Consider the following 26628-nt stretch of genomic DNA (forward strand, 5'->3'; position numbering starts at 1 on the left):
AACTGGTTTTCAGGCTGCTTTTGGTTTTGGAAATCGCGTGCGTGGCGGTGGATGCGTCCTACGGCATACGGGCGACGGCTTGCTACACCATGCAGGCTGCACTTGCCCAAACCCCGTGCGTTTTTGGGGGTGGTTTTCAGGCTGCCCCAATACCGTTTGCAACGCTGCCCGAAGGCAGCCTGAAACCGCCTAGCCCTGCGTAAAATCCAACAAAACCTTGCCAGTATGCGTGCCCTTATCCATTTCCGCGTGGGCGGCGGCGACTTCTGTCCACGGATACACGCGGTGCAGGTGCGGTTTGGCGATGCGGCGGCTGGCGAGCAGCGGCAACACATGTTCGCGCAGGCTTTGGGCGATGGCGGCTTTTTCGGCGCTGTTGCGGCCGCGCATGGTGGAGCCGGTGATGTGCGCGCGTTTGACGGCGATTTTGAGCAGGTTCACTTCGGGCGCGATGTTGCCGCCCATAAAACCGATAAGAAAAATGCGCCCGTCCTTGTTCAGGCAGTCTAGGTTTTGCGCGACATAGCTGCCGCCGACCACGTCTAAGATGCCGTCTGCGCCGCCGTGTTGTTTCACGGCTGGGGCGAAATCGTCGGTTTTGTAGTTCACGGCAATCGCGCCGTATTGCTCTACCACGCGCATTTTTTCGGCGTTGCCGACGGTGGCGATGGTGCGGATGCCGAACGCGTGGGCGATGGCAAGCGCGGTGATGCCGATGCCGCTGGTGCCGCCGTGCACCAGCAGGGTTTCGCCTGCGCGCATTTGGCCGTCTATAAACACGTTTGCCCACACGGTGAACAGGGTTTCGGGCAGCATGGCGGCTTCGGCAAGACTGTAACCGTCGGGCAGCGGCAGGGCTTAGGCGGCTTTGACGGCGCAATATTGGGCATACGCGCCGCCGTCGGTGAGCGCACAAACGGGGTCGCCGAGGGCAAAACCGCTCACGCCTTCGCCGAGTGCGGCGACGGTGCCCGACAGTTCCAGCCCCATAATCGGCGTTACGCCGTCGGGCATGGGGTAATGCCCCTGCCGCTGCATGATGTCGGGGCGGTTCACGCCGGCGTAGGCGGTTTTAATCAGGATTTCGCCCGCTTGGGGCCGGGGGGACGGGCGCGGTTTCGGTGAAGAGGACTTCAACGCCGCCGTAGCCGTTCATATTGATGCGCTGCATGGTTGGGGGCATGGGGTTTCCTTTCTGTTGATTGGGTGGGATGGTGATTGGGCAGGATGGTTTTCAGGCTGCCTGCGCGGGGCATGAAAGGCAGCCTGAAAACAGGAATGCCGTTATGCCCGCGAGAACAATCTGTCGCTCGGATTTTATCCAAACGCCCGCCCGCGCGGAAATGATGCACTTCAAACAGGCTGGGTGTCGGGCAAAGCAAGGTTTCAGGCTGCCTTTGGAATGATAGGCAGCCTGAAAACGTATTGGGCTGGGGTTTGCTTTTCAGGCTGCCCCGCTGCATTGCGGCAAGCCGTTTGTCGAGGCGGATGGAAACCGTTGCAAGGGGGTTGTAGACTGACGGCGCAGGGCAACGGGGAGGGCAAAGATTTCAGGCTGCCTTTGGGAACGCTAAGGCAGCCTGAAAATGTTTCCGACAGGGCAAACAAACACGCCATGCCGTTTGTTTTGAACGTTGTCCGCTTGGGCAGCCTGAAAGCGCATCAGGCGGGGTTTTGCCTTTTCAGGCTGCCTCTGACCGCGCCTTATGCCCGTCGCCCCATGCCTTTAACGCCAGCAGCACCGGCGCAAGCGTTTGCCCGTAGGCGCTCAAGCGGTATTCGACGCACGGCGGCACTTCGGCGTAAACGGTGCGCTCGATGATGCCGTCGGCTTCCAGCGCGCGCAGTTGCGCGGTCAGTGTGCGTTGCGACACCGCGGGCAGGATGCGGCGGATTTCGTTGAAGCGCAGCACGCCGTCGCGGTGCAGGCGGTAGAGTATTGTGCCTTTCCACTTGCCGCCGATAACGGCAAGCGCGGCTTCCACCGAGCAGCCTTCGGCGCAGTCGAATGCGCGGTGTGCGGTTTTGCCCATGATTGTTCCTTGTGTGATGGTTGGATGCCGTCTGAAACGGTTTTCAGGCTGCCTTACAGCTTGTAAAACACTTTCATCGCCGCCCACAGGATTTCAGGCTGCTCTTTGATGACTTCATGCGCGGCAAACGGCACGTTCATCAGGTGCGCTTCAGGTAGGACTTGGCGCAAGCTGTTCAGGGCTTCGGCGGAGAGCAGGAAATCGTCTTCGCCGCGCACCGCCAGCACGGGGGTTTTGATGTTGGTGGTGTTTTCATTCGGGAATCCTGCCGCCGTGTCGTCCGTCCACAGGCGGCGCAGGTCGGCGACCAGCGCGTCCAAATCGGGGCGGGGGTTGTGTTTTTGGTAGGCGGCGACCTGCTCGGACATCTGCCCGCGCACGTCGGCAACGGTGAGGCTTGCCATCATTTCGCGCGGGGTGTCGCGGCTGTGCCATTGCGCGCCGACGGTCAGCACGGACTGCACGCGGGTATCATCGGCGGCAATGCGGTAGGCGGTAACACCGCCGTCGCTGAATCCGAACAGGTGAAACTGGCGCAGCCCGACGGCTTCGATAATCTGCCGCGCGTCGTCGGCGGTTTGGGCGTAAGTCAGCGGTACGTCGCCGCGCGTGGAGCGTCCATGTCCGCGCGTATCGATAGCAAGGGTACGGAAATGCGCTTGCAGGCGGGGCAGCAGCGGGGCGAAATCTTCCGCCGAACCGAGTCCGCCGTGCAGCAGGACGATGGCGGGCGCGTCGGCTTTGCCGCCGAGTTGGTAGGACAGTTCGGCGTTTTGGTAATGCAGGGTTGCGGTCATGGGTTTGCTCCTGTTTGGATTGAAATGGGATGTTGTGCCGCTGCGTTTCGGTGCGGCAAGGATGGGGGGCGCCAATGCGGATAAAGTGGCAGCGGCGGTAATTTTGAGCAGGGTGCGGCGGGTGGGCATGATTGTTCCTTTGCCAGTATCCAATAAGTAACCTACTGAAAAATAAGTGCGTTCTTAACAAGCACGCGCCCGCATTTTAAGATGCACGTCCCTTTTACACAACCGGAGAAGCATCAAATGAAAGCCATCGGATTCAACCGCCCGCTGCCCATCAGCGATGAAAACTGCCTGCTCGACATCGAGCTGCCCACGCCGGAATTGCGCGAACGTGATTTACTGGTCGAAGTGCGTGCCGTGTCGGTCAATCCCGCCGACGTCAAAGTCCGCGCCGCGCATACGCCTGCAGCAGGGCAGTACCGTATTTTGGGCTGGGATGCAGCGGGTGTGGTCAGAGCCGTCGGCAGTGGCGTGCAGCATTTTCAGGTCGGCGACGAAGTTTATTACGCCGGCGTGATTAACCGCCCCGGCTCGTATGCAGAAATGCAGGCGGTGGATGAGCGCATCGTCGCCCGCAAACCGCGCACGCTCGATTTTGCCCAAGCCGCCGCGCTGCCGCTGACCGCGCTCACCGCGTGGGAAACGCTGTTTGACCGCCTTGATGTGAACAAACCCGTCGCCGGCGGCAGCCGCGCCCTGCTGTTGGTGGGCGGTGCGGGCGGCGTCGGCTCGATAACCGTGCAGCTGCTGAAAACGCTCACCGACATCCAAATCATCGCCACCGCTTCGCGCCCCGAAAGCGAAAACTGGGTGCGTGCGCTCGGCGCGGATTACGTCATCAACCATCATCACAAGCTGCCCGAACAAGTGGCCGCGCTCGGCATCGGCGCGCCGTCGTGGGCATTTTCCACCAACTACAGCGAACGCTATTTGCCGCAACTGGCGGAACTGCTCGCGCCGCAAGGCCGCATCGCGCTGATTGATGACCCCGACGTCCTCGACGCCAACCCGTTGAAAGGCAAAAGCATCTCGCTGCATTGGGAATTCATGTTCACCCGCCCCATGCGCGAAACCGCCGACATCGCGCGCCAGGGCGAAATCCTCGCCAAAGTGGCGCAACTGGTGGACGAAGGCCGCCTGCATAGCACCGCGACGCAAATCATCGACGGCATCAACGCCGCCAACCTGCGCCGCGCACATCAGATGGTGGAACGCGGCGACATGGTGGGCAAGGTGGTGCTGGCAGGGTGGTGATTGGGTGAATGGCGCGGGATGCACAGAAGGCAGCCTGAAAAATCATCTGTGCCGTTATCCTGTGCCTGCCGTTTTCAGGCTGCCTCAATATGGCAAGGCAGCCTGAAAACGTTGCTCAACCTGCCACCGATGTGGCCAACCGATGGAATACGCCGTTGGCAAAGAGCTGTTGCCGCGCCATTTTAGATTTCAGGCTGCCTTTGGGACGGGCGAAGATTTTAGGATGATGAGGTTGGTACGCTCGTTTTGTATCAAGGAGAAAGGCAGCCTGAAACCTAATCCATCCAGCAAAAAACCGCGTGGCAGAACACCAAGCGGCTTTGTTTTTCAGGCTGCCTTAAATAACTTCACTCGCCGCCCCAACGTACCCCGCCCTTATTCCCCAACTCGCTCGGCGCAATCTCATAAAACGTTTTATCCGCAATCATCGCGCCTGTGTCGCGCAGATAGTGTTGAAAATGCGGCGTGGCGCGGTGCGCTTGGTAGGCGGCATCATCGGCATAGAGTTCAATCATATACGCCATGTTGGGGTTGTCTTTGCGCTTGACGGAGTACATCGCCAGCGTGCCTTGTTCGCCTGCGATGGAGGTTTGGATATTGTGCTTGCCCACTGCGTTGTATTGCGCGGTTTTTTCAGGCTGCACGCCGAGTTCAAAAATGTTGAATACGGGCGCGGCTTGGGCGGAGAGGGTGAATAGGGTGGTCATCAGTAGGGCGAGGGTTTTCATGGGTTTTCCATTTTCAGGCTGCTTAACACGCGAAAGGCAGCCTGAAATCTATTTACAGCGTTTCAGGCTGCCTTTTGGGTTTACACATCAAACACCCAAGACTTTACCTCCCGCACGCATTCAATGCTCTGGTGGTTCATAAACTGGCTCTCGCCCGTGTCCAAGCCCGCGATGGCGGCTTTGTCTTCATCGCTCAGGGCAAAATCAAACACATTCAGGTTTTCCGCCATGCGCTCGGGTTTCACCGATTTGGCGAGCACCACAATATCGCGCTCCACCAGCCAGCGGATAATCACCTGCGCCACGGATTTGCCGTATTTTTTGCCGATGGCGGCAAGCACGGGGTTTTGGAAGATGCCGTTTTTGCCCTCGGCAAACGGTGCCCACGCTTCCACGGCAATGCCTTCGCTTTGCAGCGCGGCGATTTGCTCGTTGCGTTGGTGGAAAGGATTGATTTCAATCTGGTTTGCCTGCGGCATGACTTGGTTGAATATGCCCAAATCCACCGCACGGTCGGGGGTGAAATTGCTTACGCCGATGGCGCGGATTTTGCCCGCCGCCTGATAGCGTTCCAGCGCACGCCATGTACCGTACACATCGCCGTAGGGCTGATGAATCAGCACCATGTCTATATAGCTCAAATTCAGGCGGGCAAACGAACGTTCCAGCGAGGCGGCTGCGGCTTCTTCGCCTGCGTTTTCCACCCACACTTTGGTGGTTACAAACAATTCTTCCCGCGCCACGCCGCAGCGGGCAATGCCGCGCCCCACTTCGCTTTCGTTCACATAAGCCTGCGCGGTGTCGATGTGGCGGTAGCCCGCTCGGACGGCGTTGATAACGGCCTGCTCGGTCTCTTCGGGCGGAATCTGGTACACGCCGAAGCCGAGTACGGGGATTGGGATGCCGTTGGCCAGTTGGATGGTCTGCATGGGGAACTCCTTAATCGAGTGTGGGAAAATAGGGGAACGGGCAGTCTGAAAACGGTTTTCAGACGGCCTTTCCCGTTTCAGTCGGGCAGCGCGTTGTAGTGCACCTCGTCCACGGGTTCGAGAAACTCGGTGCTGCCTGCGGTGATGGCGATGTGGCTGAACCAGCAGTCTTTTTTCGCGCCGTGCCAATGCTTCACGCCTTTGTTGGTTACCACCACGTCGCCCGCTTGCAGGCTGCGGGCGGGGCTGCCGTGTTCCTGATACCAGCCTTCGCCGCCTGTAACGAGCAGGATTTGGTAGCCGTCGGTGTGAATGTGCCAGTTATTGCGGCAGGCAGGTTCAAAGCTGACGTGGGCAACGGTTGCCGATGCGTCGGGGGCGGCAGCCAAGCCTGCCAGATAGCTTTGCCCGACAAACACGTCGGCGTACCGTTCGTTTTTTTCGCCAAACGGAAAAATGCCGTGTTTGACTTGTTGTTCGCTGTTTTGGGTGTTCATTTTTATGCTCCTTGTTTGCCGTACACTTCTTTTGCCAAATTGAACGCCGACCACGCTTTCGGCCAGCCGACATAAAACGCCAGATGGGTAATCACTTCGGCGATTTCCTGCTGCGTGATGCCGTTTTGTTTGCCGATATTCAAATGGGCGGGAAGCTGCTCAAAGTTACCGCCTGAGATTAAAGCGGCAATGGTAATTAAGCTGCGCGTATGCGGCGCAAGCTCGGCTTCGCGCGACCAAACCTGCCCGAACAGCACGTCATCGTTCAGCTCAGCGAATTTTGGGGCGAACGTGCCGAGATGGTCTCGCCCTGCGGTTTGTTTCTTAGCCATTTTTTACTCCTTATCGGTATGGGCTTACAGGCCGTCTGAAAAACACTTTTTCAGACGGCCTTTGGTTTTCAGGCTGCCTTTGATGTTAGCAAGGCAGCCTGAAAACGGTGTTACGCGCTTACCACGGCTGCGTAGTCGGGCCGACGGTGAACTCGCTCACATTGGTGTCGGCGGGCTGGCTGATGGCGAACGCCACCACCGCGGCGATGCGCTCGGCGGGGATTTCGTAGTTGTCGTACAGCTCGCGGTAGCCTTTGGACGTGCCCTTGTCGGTGATGTGGCTCACCAGCTCGGACTGCACGGCGGCGGGGTAAATCGTAGCCGTGCGGATGTGCGTGCCCGCCTGCGCCGATTCCATGCGCAGGGCTTCCATAATCGCGCGTACCGCCCATTTGGTGCCGCAATACACCGCCGCGCCGGGGTAAACCTTCAAGCCCGCCACGGACGAGGTGGTAATCACATGACCGCTTTTTTGCGCGTTAAACTCGGGCAGCACGGCGGCGATGCCGTTGAGCACGCCTTTGATGTTCACATCAATCATCGCGTTCTAGTTTTTGGTTTCCAGCGCGGACAGGGGTGAGGAGGGCATCAAACCCGCGTTGAGGAAAATCACGTCCACTTTGCCAAACGTTTCTTTGGCAAGGGCGACGAGGGCGGCGTTGTCTTCGGGCTTGACCACGTCGGTTACGCGGTAAACCGCCTCGCCACCGTCGGCTTTGATTTGGTCGGCAATGGCTTTGAGCTTGTCTTCGCGCCGCGCGCCGAGCACGATTTTCGCGCCTTCGCGGGCGAGTTTGTAGGCGGTGGCTTCGCCGATGCCGCTGGACGCGCCGGTGATGATGACGACTTTGTTGGCGATGTTTTGCATGGGGGACTCCTTGGGGTTGGGTTTCAGGCTGCCTTTTGCCGTTTCAGCCGACACGTTTATTCTCGCAGGGCAACGATTTGCCCGCGCCGTATGATAAGCGTATATTGATTGTTGCAAGTTATTCGCAATAACAAGGAGAAGCAAAATGAGCGAGAAAATTTCCCCCAAAGACATCACCGTGCTATCCGCCACCATGCTGATTCCGCTGTGGGCAAAAGCGGTGGAATATGAGCGGTCCGATGCTCTTTTGCGCGACAAAGAAGCGGCGCGAATATTGAACATGATTGATTACGATTTCGCCCCGTTTACCAAAGCCCCCGCCTCGCAAGTGGGCTGCTGCGGGCGGGCAAAGCTGTTGGACGATATGGCGGCGCACTTTATCGCCGAACACCCCGATGCGGTGGTGGTGCAACTGGGCGCAGGCTTGGACGCGCGTTACGAGCGCATGGGGCGACCCGCCGTTACCGCGTGGTACGACCTTGATTTGCCCGAGGTGATTGAAGTGCGGCGTATGCTGCTGCCCGAATCGGGCAATCATTATTTAGGCACGTCCATGTTTGACGAAAGCTGGACGCAAACTGTTGCCGCGCATGGCAAGCCTGTGCTGCTGATTATTGAGGGCGTGCTGATGTATTTTGACGAAGCGCAGGTGAAAGCGTTTTTTGAAATGGTGCAACGCAAGCTGCCGCACACGCAAGTGGTGATGGACGCGCTGTTTAAACGCATGGTGGGCAAGGCGCAGTATCACGATGCGCTGGGCAGAATGGGCGAGAAACCGCCCGAGTTTCGTTGGGGTATCAGCAACGCGAACGATGTGTTGAAGCTGGCGCAGGGCAGCCGCTTGGTGGAAGAGGAGCATTTGAGCGATTATTGCGGCAAGCGGTATCCGTTTATTTTGCGGCTGATTTATAAAACCAAATGGGGGCGGGAAAATATGGATATGCGAATGTTGCGTGTGCAGTTGTAAACATGAAAGGCAGCCTGAAAATGGGAAATACGTTTCAGGCTGCCTTTTTGGGTTGAGCGTTATTCCATTTTCAGGCTGCCTGAAATTTGCGCCCATCGCCGTAATGCAATAGAATAGACATTCTATACTTATCGCGCCAACACGGCATTAAGGAAAATACATGACCACCTTCACTCCACAAAACAGCTACACCAAAGAAGAATTGCTTGCCTGCGGGCGCGGCGAATTGTTTGGCGCGGGCAACGCCCAGCTTCCGCTGCCCAATATGCTGATGATTGACCGCATTGTTGAAATCAACAACACCGGCGGCAAATACGGCAAAGGCGAAATCATCGCCGAATTAGACATCAACCCCGATTTATGGTTTTTCGGCTGCCATTTTGTTGGCGACCCCGTGATGCCGGGTTGCTTGGGCTTAGATGCCATGTGGCAACTGGTGGGCTTCTATCTAGGCTGGACAGGCGCACCCGGCAGAGGGCGTGCATTGGGCTGCGCCGAAGTAAAATTCAGCGGACAAGTGTTGCCCAAGCATAAAAAAATCACTTACCACATTCACATCAAGCGCGTGATGAACAGCAAGCTGGTGTTGGGCATCGCCGATGCTGAAATGAGCGTGGACGGCAAAAAAATCTACGAAGGCAACGGCTTGCGCGTAGGCTTGTTTACCAGCACCGAAGATTTCTAATCGCCCGCAATAGCGGATTGATGATACAGCTTTGATTAAGGCAGCCTGAAACCGCAAAAATTCCTTTTCAGGCTGCCTTTTCTTATTTAATGATAGGAGACATACATGAAACGAGTGGTTGTAACCGGCATCGGCATCGTATCCAGCTTAGGCAACAACTGCCGCGAAGTGCTGGCATCGCTGCAAAACCTAAAATCAGGCATCGCCTTTGACGAAAGCTACCGCGAAATGGGGCTGCGCTCCAACGTGGCGGGCAACATCAACATTGATTTAAAAGAACATATTGACCGCAAAATCCTGCGCTTTATGGGCAGCGCACCCGCCTATGCCTACATCGCCATGCAAGAAGCGATTGAAAACGCAGGGCTCACCGAAGCGCAAGTTTCCAATATCCGCACCGGCATTGTGGCGGGCAGCGGCGGCGCATCATCGGCATCGCAAGTGGAAGCCGCAGACGTATTACGCGCCAGCGGCATCAAGCGCGTTGGGCCTTACGCGGTAACCAAAACCATGGGCTCAACCGTAGCCGCCTGCTTGGCAACCCCGTTTAAAATTAAAGGGGTAAACTATTCCATCAGCTCCGCCTGCTCCACTTCGGCGCACTGCATTGGGCACGCTGCCGAGTTAATCCAACTGGGCAAGCAAGACATCGTGTTCGCAGGTGGCGGCGAGGAAGTGTCGTGGCAGATGAGCAGCCTGTTTGACGCGATGGGCGCGCTATCCAGCAAATACAACGACACACCCGAAAAAGCCAGCCGCGCCTACGACGCCAACCGCGATGGCTTCGTGATTTCTGGCGGCGGCAGCATTTTGGTGCTGGAAGAATACGAACACGCCAAAGCGCGCGGCGCAAATATCATTTGCGAATTAACAGGTTACGGCGCAACATCAGACGGCTACGACATGGTGCAGCCATCGGGCGAAGGCGCGGTGCGCTGTATGCAAATGGCGTTGGCGCAACACGGCGGCAGCGTGGACTACATCAACGCGCACGGCACGTCCACCCCCGTGGGCGACACGCGCGAATTGGGCGCAATCCGCGAGGCGTTTGCAGGGCAAGCCGTGCCAATGATTAGCTCCACCAAATCGCTGTCGGGGCACGCGCTGGGCGCGGCAGGCTCCAACGAAGCGATTTACTCCATCCTGATGATGCAAAACGATTTTGTTTGCGCCAGCGCGAATATTGAAACGCTGGACGAGCAGGCAGAAGGCCTGCCGATTGTGCGCGAAAATCACAACGTGAAATTGAACGCGGTGATGTCCAACAGCTTCGGCTTCGGCGGCACCAATGCCACGCTGATTTTCAGCCGCGCGGAATAATCCGGCATCATAAAGGCAGCCTGAAAACGGGTTTTTCCGTTTTCAGGCTGCCTTGTCTTTTCCCGCCAATCGGCTACAATGTGCAAACGTTGCTACATATAAGGAGACGACCATGCAAACCATCAGCAGCCGCGAATTCAACCAAAACGTTGCCAAAGCCAAAAACATGAGCGACACCGCCCCCGTGTGCATCACCGACCGCGGCGAGCCAGCCTATGTGTTGATGAACTATGCGGCGTATCAGTCTTTAAACAAACACCCCAAAAGCAATGCCGAACGCCTCGGCATGAGCGTGGAAGATTTGGAATTGGTGGGCGAAGTGGAATTTCCGCGCTGCATCATCGCCGACCGCGAGGAGTTGTTCTGATGTATCTGATTGATACCAATGTGTTATCCGAAATCCGCAAAATTCAAAGCAGCCACACGCCGCCTGAATTTTTGGCGTGGTTCAACGCAATCAATCTGAACGACTGTTATCTTTCCGTCATCACCCTGCTGGAAATCGAACAAGGCATTTTGCGCGTGCAACATCGCGGCGACGAAGCCCAATTTCTGCGCCTGCAACACTGGCTGAACGACACCGTCATCCCCACTTTTGACCAACGCATCCTGCCCATCGACCGCCACACCGCCCGCATCTGCGCCCGCCTGCACATGCCCGACCAACGCCCCTACAACAACGCGCTCATCGCCGCCACCGCCATCCGCCACGACCTCACGCTGGTAACGCGCAATGTACGCGATTTTGCCGAACTGAACGTACCGCTGCTCAACCCGTTTCCGGGCAAGGGGTAGAGAACCTGCATTCACTATTTGCATAGGCAGCCTGAAAACGAGTTGTCGGTCGGGCATCAATGCCCGAGCTACGTTTTGCAAAGGTTTCAGGCTGCCTTTCCGCCACCCCAACCAAGAAAACCGCCATGAACCATTTTGCCCAGCCGCTCCAATTTCTCGCCCGCGAAGGTTTTACCCTTGCCGCCCCGCGTGCCCGCCAAACCATGACCATTGAGCAAATCCAAGGCAATCTTTACGGTTATTTAGACGATTTCGCGCCGCTGAATTTCCGTTTTATCCGCTATCCCGACCAAGCCGTTACGGCAACGGAAACCGCCACAGGGCAGGCGTTCGAATGCTTCGGGCGGTGCGAATTGGGCGCGCTGGCAAGCGATGGGCAGGGGCGCGTGTGGCTGCTGGTGCGCGACCGCGAAAGTTTTGAGGGACGGGCAAGGGTTTTTGCCAACGCCACCTTGGCGCAGTTTGTGGCGTGCTATTGCCGGTTTGTTGCCAGCATTTACCGCTTGAAAAGCCAGATGCAGGCGGCTTGGGACGGCTTGGAAGCCGAAGCGGCGGATTTGGCGGCTCAGATTGAGCGGATTGAAGCCAACGCCACCTGAGCAGGCAGCTTTTGGGCGCATTTGGTGTATTTGATTGAGGACGATTTTTTCTACTACCGTCTGCCCTTGTCGCAATATATGGAGGAAGGGCGGTGGGGTGGGTAAAGGCAGCCTGAAAGTTAAAATGGAACGGCGGCGGCTCGCTGCCCAATGGCGGATTACACAGGGCATGACGGGGTTGCCAAGCTGTCGACGAGCCGCCGACGCTCCATCGGTTAAGATTTCAGGCTGCCTTATCGGTTGGGCAAAGGCATCGGCATGAATAGGGCGCGTGGGCGGTTTGCCCGTATCGGCAACGGGCGCGGTTTTATGCCGCGCCAGATGCCGCCGTTTCTTCCAATCATCAGCAAATCGCCAGCAAAACGCCGCGCTAGGGTTTCCTCCGCGCGGCGTTTGATTTTCAGGCTGCCGATACATGGCTGATTACACAGGGCATAACGGGTTTGCCAAGATGTCGGCAAGCTGCCGACGCTCCATCGGTTAAGATTTCAGGCTGCCTTATCGGTTGGGCAAAGGCGTCGGCATGAATAGGGCGCGTGAATGGTTTGCCCATATCGGCAACAGGTGCGGTTTTATGCCGCGCCAGATGCCGCCGTTTTTTCCAATCATCAGCAAATCATCAGCAAAACGCCGCGCTAGGATTTCCCCCGCGCGGCGTTTGATTTTAGCTTCGCAACTGCGCTTCGCTACGCAGGCTGCCGGTTAGGCGGCGATTTTTTCGCACGCTTGGATGCAGTTGAGGCAGGATTCGTAGCAGGCTTTGCATTCGGCGTGGTGCGCGGCGTGTGCTTTGCAGGCTTGGGCGCATTGTTTGCAGGCTTCAACGCACACTTTTGCCAATGCGGGCGTGAGGCGCGAATTTTGCGCGGCTAGGTTTTGGATGGCGCCGCACAAGGCGAGCATTTGGTTCACGGCAACGGCGCAGTCTTTCATGGAAGTGTCGCCGCTAGAGAGCAGGGCGATGCAGTGGCTCAGGCACACTTGCCCTGCGGCAACGCAATGCTCGGCGGCGGTGCGCACGGCTTCGTATGCGCGGGGGGCTGCGGCGGGCATGGCGTGGCTGCCGTGCGCGGCGTGGTCGTGATGGTCGTGGGCTTGGGCGGCGGTGGCAACGGCGGCCAGGGTGGCGGCTGCGGCGGTGCTGCTGATAAATTGGCGGCGGTTCATGTTATGGAACGTCCTTTGTGTAAAGTGGGCGTGTGCCCGTTGGGAATAAATTTCAGGCTGCAGTGAATATGGGATAAGGCAGCCTGAAATGCTAAGAAACGGCATTTTACGTTATTTTATGGCGTGATGCAGCCTGAAAATGGGGGAATAGGTTTTCAGGCTGCCTCTGCAAAGCCTGCAACTGGTGGCGCGTCGGCGGCTCGCCGACATCTGCCAACCCATCAAGCCCTATTGAACGACTTGGCGACGAGCCATCGCCGCTCCATATTGAGTTTTCAGGCTGCCTCTGCTCAATCACCCAACGTCAAATTCCCCTTGCGCCATTGGGCAAGCGTTTGCTCGGCATCGGCGATTAAAATGCCTGCGCCGTGTGCGGCAATAGTGGTTAAAACAGCTTCGGTTTGCTGGGCAAACGGCGGGCAGAATAACAAATAACGCGCCGCCCATAGCCGCACGGCGGCGTGTTCGTGGCAAAGCAGCGGGACGAGTGCCGCCAAATGCCCGCCGGCGACTAGGCTGTCTTTGGCTCGGACGATTTGGGCATAGGCGCGATTGGCGGTGCGGGCATTGCTTTGCTGCGTGGCTTGGTAGTGGCATTCGGCTTGCGCGGCGAATCGGGTTATTTTAAGGCGGGGCATGGTTTTAGCCTTGGGGGATGTTTGAGGCAGCCTGAAAACGAGCGAAGCGGGTTTCAGCAAAGCTAAAACGTGCATCTAAACTTGTTTTCAGGCTGCCTTCTATTCAGGATGAAATCAGCTCAAACAATTTCGCGCGAAGCCTATCCAACTGCGTGTCTGCCGCCGTATCCGTCGCGCCGCGCGTTTGCATCACCAAATCGCTGAACGAACCCGCGCCCGCAAACAGCCGCCGAATGTCGGCTTGAATAGGGGCGAGCGGGGCGGTTTCATCGTTTAATCGCGCCAGCAAACCGGCAAAAATCGCCGCCCACGCGGGTTCATTGGCTTGCGCGGCAAGCAAGCGGTGAATCTGCGCGCATAATGCTTTGATTTCTGAGCGTTGCATTTTAACTTTGTTGCCGCCCGCGGTTTCAGGCTGCCTATCGCTTGCGGTAAAAACTGCTGTTCACATACGCCTGCTTGCCCTCTTGCAGCAGCACAAGGCAGACAGCCGCCAAGGGCAGCGCCACCAGCATGCCGACAAAGCCGAGCAGCTGCCCGAACGCCATCAGCGAAAAAATCACCCAAAACGGCGACAACCCGATTTTGTCGCCCACGATTTTCGGCGTAATCAGGAAACTTTCCAAAAACTGCCCCACGGCAAACACCGCCCACACGGAAACCAAGCCGTGCCACGAGCCGAATTGCAGCAGCGCGGCGAGCGTTGCCAGCAGCAGCCCGGTGAACGCGCCCAGATAGGGCACGAACACCAGAATGCCCGCCACCATGCCGATGGCAAAGCCCGATTCCAAGCCCGTGAGCATCAGCCCCGTGCCATAGAGCGTGCCCATAATCAGCATCACCATCAGCTGCCCGCGCAAAAATTCGCCCAACACGGTGTTCATATTGCCGGTGATGCGGGAGTAGGTGTCCAGATAACGGCGCGGCACCAGCTCGGTCGCCCCCGCTTCCCAGCGCGCCCAATCCAGCAAAAAGTAATACAGCAAAAGCGGCAGCAGCACGATGTTGCTCAAACTGGTTGCCAGCGATGCGCCGCTTTGCATCAGCGCGGGCAAGGCTTGCTGGATGCGCGTTTGGATGGTTTGCGCGTTGCTGCGCAGCCAGTTGGCGGCGGTTTCGTTGTTGAGCGAGAGGTAATGCCCGAATTTTTGGTTAAACCACGGCAGCGCGGTGCGGTGGATGTAATCGGCAAACTGCGGCAGCTTTTGGATGATGCTTTGCGATTGCTGCACCAGCATCGGCACAATCACCAGCAGCAGCGCGGTGAGCAAAAACAGCGCGAACAGCATCACCCACATGGAGGCGCGCCCGCGTTTGATGCCGTGCGCTTCCAGCTTGCTCACCAGTGGGTTGAGGATATACGCCAACACGGCGGCGATGATAAACGGCGTGAGTATGCCGCCGAGAAAGTGGAAAAAGGCAACCAGAAAGGCAATCAGCAGAAAGCCGGCCAGCCACGGCAGCCACGGGCGTTTTTTGTTGGGGAGGTACATGATGGTGTGAACGGGGGTTGAAAAAGGGCGATTGTAAACAAAAAAGGCAGCCTGAAAACGGGTTTTACCATTTTCAGGCTGCCTTGTTTCACGCGAACTATTTTATCCGCACAACTTGCATTGATGCCGTTTCGCCGTTATCGCCCATGTTTGCCGCAATCCGATAATCTCAGCCGTCTTGCAAACAATAGGCAAACAAGGCAACTTCGTTGTTTGCCGCCGCCACATCGTACACCACAAAATCCGCCAGTTTCGTTTTCCAATCGTGTAGCCGTTGCCCGTAACCATCCACCAGATAGGATTGGTTTTGGCGGGCATCAAACGTGGCATCCACAATGGCGATTTTATCCGCGCCCCACGGGCGGCAGCCAGCCCGTGTCGGTTTGTCAGCGTGTGATTGCGCCCGCAAAAACGCCATGATAATTTTTGGGGCGTGCGCTGCAAAACGGTTTGCCGTTCAGGGTTGCTGGGCGAAAGCTCGGCTGCTGACGGGCAGGATAGGAGAAAATGGGTGATGCGGGGCATGGGATAGTTTCAAGATGAAAGATGAGAGGGTAAAGGCAGCCTGAAAACGGTTCTCCCCGTTTTCAGGCTGCCTTGCTTTGCTGCGTCAGATTATGCGCGGCATCCGCTTACCATTGGAACAGCGCGCCTGCGCCTGCGCCCACGCGCCCTTTGCTGTTCACGGAAACATTGCCTTTGAAAATCCAGTTGCCGCCGTCGGTCATCGCCGATGCGCCCACGGCAAGCGCGGATTGCCCGCCGTAGTAGCCCGTGCCCACGCCCAAGCCAAACGCGCTGGGGCGGGTAACTTGCGGAATCGTGCCTTGGGCGATGGCGCCTGCGATGCCCGCGTTGGCGCGGTCTTGGTTTTTGTCAATTTTGTCTTCCAACTGTTGCAGTTTGGCGGCGGCAACTTGTCCTGTTGCGCCGAGGCGTGCGTTCAGTTGGCTCACATTGACGGCATCGGTGGGGTCGGTGCCTGCGGCAACGTTGGTGATTTTGTTGCCTGCTGCGTCAATGCCTGCTTGGGTTACGCTAGGGCCGCCGTTAATCGTCAAGCCGTTGTTGTCGATTTTGGTGTTGCCGGTGGTAACGCTGTCAAAGCTGGCGTTGTCTTGGGTGGCGATGCTCACGGTGTTGCCGTTTTGGGTTACGCGGATGTTTTTGCCGGCATCAATGGTAACCGTTTTGCCTGCGTTCACGCGCGATACGCTGCTGCCTGAAACGCTGCCCGCGCTGGCGGTGGTGGTCAGGTTGAAGCCTGCTTGGTTGATGGCGTTGGCAATATCGCCTGCGGTCGCCAGTTTGCCTGCATCGGCGGTGGTAGGGGCAACGATGCTGCCGTTGGCGGCGGGCGTGAGCGCGGTGGTATTGGCTTTCAGGCTGCCGTCTGCGGCTTTGGTGATGGTGGTGCCGTCGGTTTTCACGGCTAAGTCATACACCGTTGCGCCTGTGGCGGCGTTGGCGGACGGCGTGATGCTGATGCTGTTGTCGCTGGACGTTACTTCGGTTTTGGCTGCTTTTGCCATTGCCTTAACCGCGTCCAACTGGCTTACGTTCACCGCGTCGGTGGGCGCTACGCCGTTTTTCACGCCGGTGATGGTGTTGTTGCCGTTGTTCAAGCCGTTGCCTGTCAGCGCCACGGCGTTTTTGCCGCTGCCCGCAGGCGGAGTGATAACAACGCCGTTCGCGCCAACGCTGGTGCTGTTGCCTGCGGCGTTGGTAACCGTTGTGCCTGCGGCGTTGGTAACGGTTTTGTTGCCTGCTGCGTCGGTGGCGGTAACACTGTTCACGTCCAAATCGCGTTTCAAGCCGATGGTAACGGTGCCGTCGCCGCTCACTTGGGTGCGGATGTTGTCGCTGTTGTAGCCATCGGCAAACGATTTGCCCGCATTCAGGCTGCCTGTGCCTTTAATGGTTAGCGTTTCGCTTGGCTTGATAGTTTTGTTATCAGCGGTAATGCCCGCAGCATCATCGTCGGCAGCGATTGTGAAGCCTGCGTTAGCGGCATTGGCGTTGTTGTTGGCAGCCTGAATCGCCTCGTGGATGGTGTTTTTGCCTGTGCCGCCGATGTTGGTCATGCTTAGTTTGCCGTCTGTGCCCAAGGCTGCGTTGCCGCCCAGAATGTTCTTAATGGTGGTGCCCACATTGCCGATGGCGGCTTGGGTGAGATACAGCTGGCTGCCGTTGATGGCATCGGTGCTGGTGGCGTTGATGCGGCCTGCGGCCACATTGGTAACGGTACGTTTCAGGCTGCCGCTGCCGACGCTGACGGTGGAATCAGGGGCGTCGCCGGCAAAACCGGAATAGCTAATGCCGTTTACTGTGGCACTGCTGGTGCCGACAGCCGCAGCAGTTTCCGAAGCGCGGCCAAGCGCAACTGCCCCTTCGTGGTTTGCCTTGGCATCGTTACCCAGCGCAACGGCGCCTGCCGCTTTGGCAACGGAACCGGTTCCGGCAGCGAATGCATAATCTGCGCTGGCCTGTGCGCCGTTGCCAACGGCTACCGAATCTTGGTTGTTTGCCCTCGCGGAGTTGCCCACCGCAGTCGCACGCTCGCCCAATGCACGGCTGTTTTTACCGTTTGCCAGCGCATCAATGGCGGTGGCTTGGGCATCGTTACCGATGGCAATCGCACCCAGCTCGGTGGCTTGCGAAGCAGAGCCGACGGCTACGGTGTGGTCTTTCTCTGCATTCGCCCCATGCCCAAACGCGCTGGCGCTGATGCCTTTTGCGGTTGCGATATGACCGTATGCGCTGGCATCGGTTGCCGTTGCTTTGGCAGAGCTGCCCACAGCAAGAGAGTTGCTGCTGCCTGCTGATGCTTTGTAGCCTGCGGCAAGGGAAGTTGAGCCTGATGCGGAGGCGTTGCTGCCGATGGCGGCGCTGTTCCATGCGCTGGCGGCGGAAGTCATGCCGACGGCTAATGCGCCCGCTTCGCTGGCATTGGCGGTTACACCCAGAGCGGTGGCGTAATCGTTCAGGGCTTTTGCGCCATCGCCAATGGCGGTAGCGGATTGGTGGCTGGATTGCGCGCCTTGCCCTACTGCGGTTGAAGTTTTGCCGCTGGCGTTGGCGTTTGTGCCAATGGCAACGGTGTTTTCATTGTCGGCATGGGTGTCTAAACCTGCGGCAAAGGCGTTTTGTCCGCCCGCTTTGGTGCCATGACCAATGGCGGTGGCATTTTTGGCGGTTGCGCCGCTATCTGCGCCGATGGTGATGGCTTTATCGGCATCGTTGGTTGCGTCCAAAGATGTGCCGCTGCCCATGCGAATGCTGTTGGTTGCGCCTACGCCGTTTACGCCTTTATTGCCTACGCCGATGATGCCGCTGTTTACATCTAGGCGACCACCGAGGGTTAAGTGTTTAGAGCCTGCATTTTTTTCGTCAATGGCGTAGCCAAAGGTGGCGTCGCCGTAGAATAAAGTGCGGTTGGTTTGGGTATCAAAATTTTGAGCGGAGTTGCCTGTGGGGCTACAAGGGTTGAAGCCTGTTTTAATGCCGAAGTCGGAGTGGTGGGTTTTATTGGCTTGACCGTTGTTATAGGTTTCGGTTGAGGGGGGCATGTTGCCCAATAAACCATATATGCCTGTTTTTTCCACTTGGTCGTAGCTGGCGGCGCAACCTGTGTCTTGGTAGTCATTCATGTAGATGCCTGGTTGGGCATAGGCTACGGTGCTGCTGGCGGCATAAAAGCCAAACAGGGACACGGAAAGTGCCAATGCTTTGCTGATGCGATTGCCTGATTTGCCACGGGCTTTGGCGGTTTCTTGTACCACTGTCCATGTGTTGGTGTGTTCATTCCAAACGACGCGGTAGGTTTTGTTCATGTGTTTTTCCTGTGAGTTTTCAAAAATAAAAACAGAAACAAACGGTGTTTCTGTGCATGATTGAACAAGGGGCAAGCTGTTTCAGGCTGCCCCAAAAAAGCCTTCTCATGGAGAAGGCTATGTGTTGATGAAATCGGCGAAATTATACAGCTTTCATTTGCTGGTGCTATGGTTAAATCGTTGTATTTTTACCAAGATATGGTGAGGCGGGAGGCAGCCTGAAAATGGTGGGGGCTTACTGGGCTATTTTATGGCGGAGTAAATCAAGAAATGTCCGATTTAATCGGCGTGTAGGGTGTGTGCCGTAGGCACGCACGCGGGCTTGGGTTGTTGAGATTTTGTAAACCGTGTGCGTGGCAGAGCTGTACGCCCTATTTGTGTCGTTGTTGTTTTGTCGTGCGATGCTTTTCAGGCTGCCTGTGTTGTTTGGATAACGCTGTCCACTGCTCTGCGCTGTGAATAGGGCATGGCGGCGGCGTAGCCGAGGCGCAGTAGGATTTGTGGTTGTTTGCTGCCGAGCGCGGGCAGTTGGGCGAGCTGGGTGCGTTGGGCGGGGACTTCGCAGGGTTGGTTGAGGTAGGCATGGGCGATGCCGTGCTGGGTGAGGGCGAGCAGGGTGCGTTGCAGGGTGCGCCCTGTGGTGAGCCATGTGGCGGGGTTGTCTTCTGTGCTGGCAATCAGCAGTAGGTGCGAGGAGCTGGCGATTTTGGCGCGGTCGCTGCGGTTGTGCCGTTTGGCGTTGAGCATGGCGCGAATAATGGGGCGCGAAATCCATGCGGGCAGGTTGGGCGCGCCCATAACGGCGTAGCTGAGCCCGTCGCGGGTGGCGTTGCTGTGGTTTTGGTTGAAGCGTATCCATGACAGCAGCTCGGCTTTGAAGGCGGGGTCGTTCATTTGGGCGCTGTTGCCTGCGATAACGGCTTGGGTGAGGGTGGCGAACTCGGGTGCGCTGGGGGCGAAGGCGTGTAGGGAGACGGTGTCGCTTTGTTGGGCGGCGAGAATGGGGTCTAGCTGGGCTGGGGGTATGGGGCTGCCGTTGTAGGTGGCGCGGTTGGTTTGGCGGCGGGGAATTTGGGCGTATAGGGCTTCGTTTTCAGGCTGCTTTGTGGGTTCGGGCTTCTGGTGTAGGGCGATGTGGACGGTGCCGTCGTCGGCAAGGTGCTCTTGGGCGGCGTAACCGGAATGCGCGGCGGCGAGGCAGAGGTTTTCCAAGGCGCAGCCGAGGCTGATGAAGAGTTCGCGGTTATCGGGATCGACGGCGCTTAGGCGGCAGGAGAAGTCGGGGGCGATGGTGATGCGGTCGTCGCCAAGCGCAAACTGCCACGGCTGGGAATTGTGGCCGGACGGGGCGCGGACGGCGGCTTCGATAAGGGAGTGAAAATCGGTTGGATGGGACATGGCATGCTCCTTGGGGCGGGGTTTCAGGCTGCCTCTGGGATGGGGTTCAAGGCAGCCTGAAACAAGGTTTCTGCGGGATGGGCGGACGGCGTGCGCGGTGAAGCGGCACGCATTACACGCTGCGGTGGGTTTCAGGCTGCTTGTGAGCATGATGAACCGCGCGGCAATCAAGTTGCACACCCCACGCGGGATTGGGCAGCCTGAAACAGGGTGGCGCTAGCGCGTAAACTTGTTTTCGCTTCGCCATGCCGTTTCACTGCGCAGGCTGCTTTGGCAGAATCTGCAACCGATGTTGGTCGAGCATTTGCTGCCCGACTGATGTTTATGCGCTGGTTGTTTGCCGGGCATCAATGCCCGACCTGCGCCATTTGGCGATAAGCCGCTGCTGCTTCGTTTTGGGTTTCAGGCTGCCTTGGCGGCTCTATGAAAGGGCAGCCTGAAAACGGGCAAACGGCGTTTCAGGCTGCCCGAACGGCGGGCGCGGGCGGGAAACGTTTATTCGGGGCGGAAGGTGTGCGCGGCAATCGCTGCCTGCTGCTCTGCCGAAAAATCGTCGCCGAAGCGTTGCAGGAATGCCGTTGTGTCCGTCCATGCCGCCAAAGCGTCGGCGATGGCGGGCAGGCGGGCCAGAAACTGCGGGGCGAACTGGCTGACCAAGGCGGGGTCGTCAAAATCTATGCTGCGTATCGTTTCGTGTTCCGTCGCAAACAGGCTTTCCAGCCGCCCGAACCACAGCGCGCGGTAGTTTTTCTCTTTGGGGTCGCCGTCCGCCAGGCGGTAATACACGTCAAAATAATACTGCCCGCCGTACATGCTTTTTTGGATGGTGAACAGGCACAGCAGAAATTCGGCGCGGTGGAAGTAATTATTGGCGTTGAGGCGTTGGAAACCGTGTTGTTTCAAGGTTGCCCGCAGTTGCTTTAAGAAGGTTTTTGCGTCGGTCATGGTGATTCTCTTTGGGGGATCGGGGGCGGGAGGCTTTGCCCAACCCCGAAGGCAGCCTGAAACCTAAAACGGAGCGGCAGCCGTATCCTTGCATGCTCATCAACGATAAATCAACGATAAAAAAGGCAGCCTGAAACCCTCCTCCGTTTTCAGGCTGCCTTTGGTATATCCCGCATCACTCAAATTTATAGGTGTACTGCAAGCCCAAAATGGTGGCGGAGGCTTTGAATTTGGCGCTGGATGCGCCTTTGCTGTCCACATCGGTGCCGACGGCACGCGGCGCGTTGAAGCGGCTGCTGTGGATGTGCACATAAGACAGCGCGGTGTCAAACACATGGCGTTTTTTGTAGGCGTAGCGCGCGCCCACGGAAAACCACATGCGGTTGGCATCGGGCATGGTGTTCAGGCGGTCTTCCGCGCTTTTCACTGGGCTTTGGTCAAAGGCGATGCCCGCGCGCAGTTGCAAGGGTTCGCTGTATTGGTAGGAGCCGCCCAGCGCGATTTTGTAGGTGTTGCGCCAGTTGGGCGTGATGGTGGTGCGGTCGGATTGCCCGTTTACCACGTTTTTGCGGTTGCCAAAAATCAGGTCGGCTTTGTTGAAGCGGCTGTGGCGCGTCCATGTGATGTCACCGAACAGATTGAGTTTGTCGCTGGCGCGATACATGCCGTGCAGCGAGAGCGATTCGGGCGTGGTGATGTGCACCGATGCGTCTTCGCTGGGCAGGTAGCCGCGCCCTGCGCCGAGGGCTGTGGTGGCGGTGATGGGCGATTGGATGTAGTTTGCCAACGCGGGGGCTTGCACGACTGCGCCTGCAGGTTGCCATTTGGCGGTGCCTTTCAGGTTGTGGCTCACTTTGGAGCGGTAGGCAACGCCGAGGCGGAATTTGTCGTTTACATCAAACATCCAGCCCAGATGGTAGCCGAAGCCCCAGTCGTGCCCTTTCACGTCGCCGCGCCCTTGCCAATTGGCGCGGTTGGCGGTGGCGGCTGCGGGGATGCCCATGCGTTGCAATGCGGCGGCGGTGGCGGCGAGGGTGCGGTTGTCGCGGGCGGCGCTCCAATCGGCGTATTTGGTGAGTTCGGCTTCCGAATATTGGGCAATCAGGCCCACGGCAAATGAATGTTTCTCGTTGAATTTGAACGCAACGGCAGGTTCAAGCGCGATGCTGGTCAAGCCCAGTTTTTTGATGTTGTAGCGTAATACGGAGTCGTCTTGATAGTCGGTTTTCGAGCCAAACGGGATGTACATCCCCATGCCGAGCGTTACGCGGTCGTTGAGCTTGTATGCGCCGTAAACATGGGGCGCGGCGGTGGTTTTGGTGATTTTGCCGTCGGTTGCGCCTTGCACGCTGCCGCCTTGGTAGTAGCTGGCTTGGGCATCGTGATATTTGAGCGCGGGGGCAACGATGTTGATTGCGCCCGTGATTTCGGCTTTGCCGTCCAGATGGGTTAAGCCTGCGGGGTTGTAGAACAGGGTGCTGGCATCGGCGGCTTCGGCTGCGGCGGCGTTGGCGGTGCTTTGCGCACCCACCGATTGCGTGCCGAAATGGTAGCCTGATGCGGCGGCGTGGTGGGCAATTGCTAGGCTGATGAATGCGGTGGTGATTTTGATTTTGTTGTGTGTTTTCATGTGGATGACCATCGTTTAGACAAAAATTTAGGCGGCGTGAAATTTTCAGGCTGCCTTAATCAGGGTAAAACTAGAAATATCATTCTAATGGGATTTTTGGGGGTTGTGTAGAGGTTTGTTAAGATTTGTTGGAAAAATTTTAAGTGATGGGGGGGGTTGATGAAGAGGCAGCCTGAAAAGCTAAATTATTGTGCTTTCAAATTAAAAGCTCATACCAAAGGCAGCCTGAAAGCCGAAAAATGGTTTTCAGGCTGCCTTTATGCTGGGCGATAGGGGCGATGGATGCGCTACGCCATTTTCAGGCTGCCTCACACCATTTTCCCCGTTTCCGCCGCGTCTTGTTCCAAATAATGAATAAACGCTTCTTCCATATTGGGCTGCCCGCTTTGTTTCACCAATTCGGCGGGCGTGCCCATCGCCAACACGCGCCCGCGGTGCATCAGGCTGATGCGGTCGCAGCGTTCCACTTCGTTCATAAAGTGGGTGGTAACGAAAATGGTGATGCGGTCTTGGCGCGAGAGTTTGAGCAGGGTGCGCCAAAACATCGCGCGGGCGGCGGGGTCAACGCCCGATGTGGGTTCGTCCAAAATCAGCACTTCGGGCGAATGCAGGCAGGCGGCAGCCAGTTGCAGGCGCTGGCGGATGCCCAGCGGCAGGCTGGCGGGCTTGGTGTGTTCCACGGCGGATAGGTCAAAATCGCGCAGGGCTTGGCTGATGGCGGTTTTGCCGTCGGCGATTTGGTAGAGCTTGGCGTGCAGTTCCAAGTTTTGGCGCACGGTGAGCTCTTCGTATAACGAAAAGGCTTGCGACATATAGCCCACGCGCTTTTTGGTTTCTATGCTGCCTGCGTCGATTGGCTCGCCCAGCAGTTTGGCGGTGCCCGATGTGGGTTCCAGCAGCCCTGTGAGCATTTTCATGGTGGTGGATTTGCCGCAGCCGTTGGAGCCGAGAAAGCCGAATATTTCGCCCTTTTGGATTTCAAAGCTAACGTGGTCAACCGAAGTAAAGTTGCCAAATTTTTTCGTTAAATCATGTGCTTCCATCGCCAGCGGCGCGTTAGCTTCGGGCGCAAACGGCGGCAAAACCAAATCGGCGGCGTTGTCTTGCTTATCTTGCGGCAATAATTTGATGTAGGCATCTTCCAGCGTGGCGGTGCCCAGCCGCTGCATCACCGCTTGGGTGGGCTCGTTGGCAAGCAGATGCCCTGCGTCCATTGCGAGCAGGTGTTGGAATTGCTCGGCTTCGTCAATGTAAGCGGTGGCAACGATAACGGTCATGCCGCTTTGCTCTTGCTGCAAATCGTGCACGAGCTGCCAGAATTGGCGGCGCGAAAGCGGGTCAACGCCTGTGGTAGGTTCGTCCAAAATCAGCAAATCGGGGTTGTGTACCAAGGCGCAGCACAGACTCAGTTTTTGCTTCATGCCGCCAGACAGTTTGCCCGCCGCGCGGTCGGGGAAGGGGGCAAGGTTCGTGGCATCCAATAACCTTTGGATGCGCGCTTTGCGCTCTGTGCTGCTCAAACCGAATAGTCGGGCATGGAAATCAATGTTTTCTTGCACCGTGAGCGTGGGGTAAAGGTTTTTGCCCAAGCCTTGCGGCATATAGGCGATGCGGTGGGACAAGTCTTGGCGGTCGTGCTTGTTTGCCATGTCGCCGCCGAGCACGCGCACGCTGCCTGTTTGGATTTTGCGCACCCCTGCGATGATGGAGAGTAGGGTGGATTTGCCCACGCCGTCCGGCCCGATTAAACCGACTGTTGCACCGCGCGGGATGGTGAGGCTGATGTTGTCTAGGGCTTGGGTTTTTTTGTTGTAGATATGAGATAGAGTTTGGATTTGAACAGCGTGGGGCATGGGGATAACTCGGCCGCAAGAAAAAAGCGATTATAGTCGCGAGTTGGACGAGTGTCCAAAGGCAGAAAATGCTCGTATTTTTTACAAAATATTTACAAATTGGCGTGTAATTAAGCCAACTTAACAGTTTCCAACAAAATCTTAATTCAATTTGATTCCCATCAAGGTTTGCCAAGAGTGAGAGGAGTATATTACTTCACATAATAAAGAAATATTATGCTTTTATTTTTATTTAGGTTGAAGTTTGTATAGTTGGGAGCAGTATTTTATGGTTAATTATATGAATAAAGATTTAAGTTTCCAAATAAATTCTGTTTTTTTGAGGAGTGATAAAAATGGCTGACCATAAGCTAAAACTGGGTTCGCTTACCGCCTTGGTAATCGGTTCAATGATTGGCGGTGGGATTTTCTCACTGCCCAAAGATATGGCATCGGGCGCGGAAGTGGGTGCGATTCTCATCGGTTGGGCGATTACCGCCGTGGGGATGCTGGCATTGGCGTTTGTGTTCCAAACGCTTGCCAATCGCAAACCCGATTTGGATAACGGGGTTTATACCTACGCCAAAGCAGGGTTTGGTAATTATCTCGGTTTCTCTTCCGCTTGGGGTTATTGGATTAGTGCATGGGTGGGCAACGTTGCTTACTTAATGCTGTTGATGAATACTCTGGGCTATTTCTTCCCTGCTCTCAAAACCACAATCACCGACCCCGTAACGCACGAAGTAACTTCCAGCGTATCTGTTTGGGGTATCGCGTTAGCATCTGTTTTACTTTGGTCTATGCATATGTTGGTATTGCGCGGTGTGAAAACCGCAGCGTTTATCAACACCATCATTACCATCGCCAAAGTGATTCCGCTCTTCGCTTTCATCATTATCTTGCTGTTCTCATTTAAATTAGACATTTTCACCACCGACTTCTGGGGTACAAAATCGCCTGATTTGGGCAGCGTGATGACCCAAGTAAAAAGCATGATGTTGGTAACTGTGTGGGTGTTTATTGGTATTGAAGGGGCGAGCGTTTATTCTGCTAGCGCCGAAAAACGTACCGATGTGGGCAAGGCAACCATCTTGGGCTTTTTGAGCGTGTTGTCCCTGTTGGTTTTGGTGAACGTATTGTCTGCGGGTGTGATGAAGCAGCCTGAATTGGCTGGTTTGGAAAACCCATCTATGGCGCACGTTTTGGCTCATGTGGTTGGTCCTTGGGGTGCAACGTTCATCTCTGTCGGTTTGGGTGTTTCCCTGTTGGGCGCGCTGCTGGCTTGGACGCTGTTTGCCGCCGAAACCCTGTATGTGGCTTCCAAAGACGGCACCGTTCCCGCCTTCTTCCACCGCGAAAACAAAAATGCCGCGCCCATCAACGCGCTGTGGGCAACCAACATCGGTATGCAAATTTTCTTGATTTTGAACTTGTTCTCTGCGGGTTCCTATCAAAAAATGGTGGCGCTGGCGACTTCTATGATTTTGATTCCTTACTTGTTCTCTGCCGCCTATGCCGCGCTTTTGACCGTGCGTAAGGAAACTTATGACAAAGACCCGCAAGATTTGGGCAAAGACAGCATCATCGCTTGGATTGCAACCATTTACGGCATTTGGCTGTTGTATGCAGCGGGCGTTCAATACTTGCTGTTGTCTATGTTGCTCTATGCTCCTGGTACATTCGTGTATATCTGGGCGCGCCGAGAAAACAAACAAGTGGTCTTCTCCGCGATTGAAAAACTGTATGTTGCCGCTGTGTTTATTAGCGCAATCGTGGCCGTAGTTGGTTTAGCACAAGGTTGGCTCAGCCTGTAAATTGAGCAGTTGAAGTTGTAATTTTTCTGTAACGCTTTCGGGTGGCGTTTTCAGGCTGCCTGAAAGCA

The 26628-nt window shown here is 56.7% G+C and carries 32 protein-coding genes and 1 pseudogene; 12 read left to right on the plus strand and 21 right to left on the minus strand.

The genetic code is table 11. From position 1 onward, the window contains the following. Positions 1-26: 26 nt before the first annotated feature. Positions 27-203: a hypothetical protein gene (locus JDW22_RS08375; protein WP_200522636.1), complete on the plus strand. Its 177-nt coding sequence runs from the start codon at positions 27-29 to the stop codon at positions 201-203. On the opposite strand, the gene JDW22_RS08380 is transcribed toward JDW22_RS08375, so the two are convergent. The 5 genes from JDW22_RS08380 to JDW22_RS08400 form a co-directional block, all read right to left on the minus strand. After that, entirely contained in the window at positions 190-816 is a 627-nt protein-coding gene (locus JDW22_RS08380) for a zinc-binding dehydrogenase (protein ID WP_200522637.1), read from the minus strand. The genes JDW22_RS08375 and JDW22_RS08380 overlap by 14 nt on opposite strands. Before the next feature lie 42 nt (positions 817-858). Beyond that, positions 859-1137: an alcohol dehydrogenase catalytic domain-containing protein gene (locus JDW22_RS08385; RefSeq protein ID WP_200522638.1), complete on the minus strand. Its 279-nt coding sequence runs from the start codon at positions 1135-1137 to the stop codon at positions 859-861. Further along, positions 1134-1463, minus strand: a complete 330-nt coding sequence (locus tag JDW22_RS08390) for a hypothetical protein (RefSeq protein WP_200522639.1) — start codon at positions 1461-1463, stop codon at positions 1134-1136. Before JDW22_RS08390 ends, JDW22_RS08385 begins: the two co-directional genes overlap by 4 nt. Before the next feature lie 219 nt (positions 1464-1682). Continuing rightward, positions 1683-2033 (minus strand): winged helix-turn-helix transcriptional regulator, encoded by a 351-nt coding sequence (locus JDW22_RS08395; protein WP_200522640.1) that lies wholly within the window; start codon positions 2031-2033, stop codon positions 1683-1685. Between the two features lie 53 nt (positions 2034-2086). Then, positions 2087-2830 carry an alpha/beta fold hydrolase gene (locus JDW22_RS08400; RefSeq protein WP_200522750.1) on the minus strand — a complete coding sequence of 248 codons (744 nt, stop codon included), beginning with the start codon at positions 2828-2830 and terminating at the stop codon, positions 2087-2089. A gap of 246 nt (positions 2831-3076) precedes the next feature. On the opposite strand from JDW22_RS08400, the gene JDW22_RS08405 reads away from it, so the two are divergent. Next, positions 3077-4090: a zinc-binding alcohol dehydrogenase family protein gene (locus tag JDW22_RS08405; RefSeq protein ID WP_200522641.1), complete on the plus strand. Its 1014-nt coding sequence runs from the start codon at positions 3077-3079 to the stop codon at positions 4088-4090. A 347-nt stretch (positions 4091-4437) separates the two neighbouring features. Here JDW22_RS08405 and JDW22_RS08410 read toward each other — a convergent pair whose 3' ends face one another. From JDW22_RS08410 to JDW22_RS08430, 5 genes and pseudogenes are all read right to left on the minus strand, one after another. Continuing rightward, on the minus strand, positions 4438-4818 hold the full coding sequence (locus tag JDW22_RS08410; protein ID WP_200522642.1) for a putative quinol monooxygenase: 381 nt from the start codon (positions 4816-4818) through the stop codon (positions 4438-4440). An 80-nt stretch (positions 4819-4898) separates the two neighbouring features. Next, positions 4899-5747, minus strand: coding sequence for an aldo/keto reductase (locus tag JDW22_RS08415; protein ID WP_200522643.1), 849 nt, complete (start codon positions 5745-5747; stop codon positions 4899-4901). Between the two features lie 77 nt (positions 5748-5824). Beyond that, on the minus strand, positions 5825-6244 hold the full coding sequence (locus tag JDW22_RS08420; RefSeq protein WP_200522644.1) for a cupin domain-containing protein: 420 nt from the start codon (positions 6242-6244) through the stop codon (positions 5825-5827). Positions 6245-6246: 2 nt separating this feature from the next. Next, positions 6247-6576, minus strand: coding sequence for a carboxymuconolactone decarboxylase family protein (locus JDW22_RS08425; protein ID WP_200522645.1), 330 nt, complete (start codon positions 6574-6576; stop codon positions 6247-6249). Positions 6577-6694: 118 nt separating this feature from the next. Further along, a pseudogene (locus JDW22_RS08430) lies at positions 6695-7639 on the minus strand (SDR family oxidoreductase). Between JDW22_RS08430 and JDW22_RS08435 the strand changes: the two are divergent. The 8 genes from JDW22_RS08435 (at position 7590) to JDW22_RS08470 (ending at position 12233) form a co-directional block, all read left to right on the plus strand. Then, on the plus strand, positions 7590-8411 hold the full coding sequence (locus JDW22_RS08435; RefSeq protein WP_200522646.1) for a class I SAM-dependent methyltransferase: 822 nt from the start codon (positions 7590-7592) through the stop codon (positions 8409-8411). The pseudogene JDW22_RS08430 and the gene JDW22_RS08435 overlap by 50 nt on opposite strands. 160 nt (positions 8412-8571) lie before the next feature. Continuing rightward, positions 8572-9096, plus strand: coding sequence for a 3-hydroxyacyl-[acyl-carrier-protein] dehydratase FabA (gene fabA, locus JDW22_RS08440; RefSeq protein ID WP_200522647.1), 525 nt, complete (start codon positions 8572-8574; stop codon positions 9094-9096). A gap of 105 nt (positions 9097-9201) precedes the next feature. After that, positions 9202-10416: a beta-ketoacyl-ACP synthase I gene (gene fabB / locus JDW22_RS08445; RefSeq protein WP_200522648.1), complete on the plus strand. Its 1215-nt coding sequence runs from the start codon at positions 9202-9204 to the stop codon at positions 10414-10416. A gap of 112 nt (positions 10417-10528) precedes the next feature. Beyond that, a complete protein-coding gene (locus tag JDW22_RS08450; RefSeq protein ID WP_200522649.1) occupies positions 10529-10783 on the plus strand; it encodes a type II toxin-antitoxin system prevent-host-death family antitoxin in 255 nt (84 codons plus the stop codon). Next, on the plus strand, positions 10783-11211 hold the full coding sequence (locus JDW22_RS08455) for a type II toxin-antitoxin system VapC family toxin (RefSeq protein WP_200522650.1): 429 nt from the start codon (positions 10783-10785) through the stop codon (positions 11209-11211). The genes JDW22_RS08450 and JDW22_RS08455 overlap by 1 nt, the downstream gene beginning before the upstream one ends. Before the next feature lie 59 nt (positions 11212-11270). Then, complete coding sequence (locus JDW22_RS08460) at positions 11271-11810, plus strand: SUKH-4 family immunity protein (protein ID WP_200522651.1); 540 nt, start codon at positions 11271-11273, stop codon at positions 11808-11810. A gap of 124 nt (positions 11811-11934) precedes the next feature. After that, positions 11935-12072, plus strand: a complete 138-nt coding sequence (locus tag JDW22_RS08465) for a hypothetical protein (RefSeq protein WP_200522652.1) — start codon at positions 11935-11937, stop codon at positions 12070-12072. Further along, entirely contained in the window at positions 12069-12233 is a 165-nt protein-coding gene (locus JDW22_RS08470; protein WP_200522653.1) for a hypothetical protein, read from the plus strand. The genes JDW22_RS08465 and JDW22_RS08470 overlap by 4 nt, the downstream gene beginning before the upstream one ends. Positions 12234-12512: 279 nt before the next feature. On the opposite strand, the gene JDW22_RS08475 is transcribed toward JDW22_RS08470, so the two are convergent. From JDW22_RS08475 to JDW22_RS08510, 8 genes are all read right to left on the minus strand, one after another. Then, entirely contained in the window at positions 12513-12977 is a 465-nt protein-coding gene (locus JDW22_RS08475) for a four-helix bundle copper-binding protein (protein WP_200522654.1), read from the minus strand. Positions 12978-13083: 106 nt separating this feature from the next. Beyond that, positions 13084-13275 (minus strand): hypothetical protein, encoded by a 192-nt coding sequence (locus JDW22_RS08480; RefSeq protein ID WP_200522655.1) that lies wholly within the window; start codon positions 13273-13275, stop codon positions 13084-13086. Then, positions 13268-13615, minus strand: coding sequence for a DUF2019 domain-containing protein (locus JDW22_RS08485; protein WP_200522656.1), 348 nt, complete (start codon positions 13613-13615; stop codon positions 13268-13270). The genes JDW22_RS08480 and JDW22_RS08485 overlap by 8 nt, the downstream gene beginning before the upstream one ends. Before the next feature lie 103 nt (positions 13616-13718). Then, the gene (locus JDW22_RS08490; RefSeq protein WP_200522657.1) at positions 13719-14000 is read right to left on the minus strand and encodes a DUF6966 domain-containing protein; all 282 of its coding nucleotides are present in this window, start codon (positions 13998-14000) and stop codon (positions 13719-13721) included. A 34-nt stretch (positions 14001-14034) separates the two neighbouring features. After that, the gene (locus JDW22_RS08495; protein ID WP_200522658.1) at positions 14035-15108 is read right to left on the minus strand and encodes an AI-2E family transporter; all 1074 of its coding nucleotides are present in this window, start codon (positions 15106-15108) and stop codon (positions 14035-14037) included. Between the two features lie 169 nt (positions 15109-15277). Continuing rightward, positions 15278-15526, minus strand: coding sequence for a hypothetical protein (locus JDW22_RS08500; protein ID WP_200522659.1), 249 nt, complete (start codon positions 15524-15526; stop codon positions 15278-15280). Between the two features lie 214 nt (positions 15527-15740). After that, positions 15741-18941: a YadA-like family protein gene (locus tag JDW22_RS08505; RefSeq protein WP_200522660.1), complete on the minus strand. Its 3201-nt coding sequence runs from the start codon at positions 18939-18941 to the stop codon at positions 15741-15743. A gap of 408 nt (positions 18942-19349) precedes the next feature. Beyond that, entirely contained in the window at positions 19350-20339 is a 990-nt protein-coding gene (locus tag JDW22_RS08510; protein ID WP_235965056.1) for an Acg family FMN-binding oxidoreductase, read from the minus strand. On the opposite strand from JDW22_RS08510, the gene JDW22_RS13700 reads away from it, so the two are divergent. Then, positions 20338-20559, plus strand: a complete 222-nt coding sequence (locus tag JDW22_RS13700) for a hypothetical protein (RefSeq protein ID WP_235965059.1) — start codon at positions 20338-20340, stop codon at positions 20557-20559. The two genes, JDW22_RS08510 and JDW22_RS13700, sit on opposite strands and share 2 nt — an antisense overlap. A 275-nt stretch (positions 20560-20834) precedes the next feature. On the opposite strand, the gene JDW22_RS08515 is transcribed toward JDW22_RS13700, so the two are convergent. The 3 genes from JDW22_RS08515 to JDW22_RS08525 all read right to left on the minus strand — a co-directional run bounded on the left by JDW22_RS08515 (position 20835) and on the right by JDW22_RS08525 (position 24767). Further along, positions 20835-21284, minus strand: a complete 450-nt coding sequence (locus JDW22_RS08515) for a DUF4304 domain-containing protein (protein ID WP_200522662.1) — start codon at positions 21282-21284, stop codon at positions 20835-20837. Between the two features lie 175 nt (positions 21285-21459). Beyond that, positions 21460-22914, minus strand: a complete 1455-nt coding sequence (locus JDW22_RS08520) for an OmpP1/FadL family transporter (protein WP_235965062.1) — start codon at positions 22912-22914, stop codon at positions 21460-21462. A gap of 308 nt (positions 22915-23222) precedes the next feature. Further along, positions 23223-24767: an ATP-binding cassette domain-containing protein gene (locus tag JDW22_RS08525; protein ID WP_200522664.1), complete on the minus strand. Its 1545-nt coding sequence runs from the start codon at positions 24765-24767 to the stop codon at positions 23223-23225. Positions 24768-25102: 335 nt separating this feature from the next. Here JDW22_RS08525 and arcD point away from each other — a divergent pair, with 335 nt between their 5' ends. Further along, a complete protein-coding gene (gene arcD / locus JDW22_RS08530) occupies positions 25103-26560 on the plus strand; it encodes an arginine-ornithine antiporter (RefSeq protein WP_200522665.1) in 1458 nt (485 codons plus the stop codon). Positions 26561-26628: the final 68 nt, after the last annotated feature.

The sequence above is a fragment of the Kingella bonacorsii genome (assembly GCF_016623605.1).
Classification (GTDB): domain Bacteria; phylum Pseudomonadota; class Gammaproteobacteria; order Burkholderiales; family Neisseriaceae; genus Kingella_B; species Kingella_B oralis.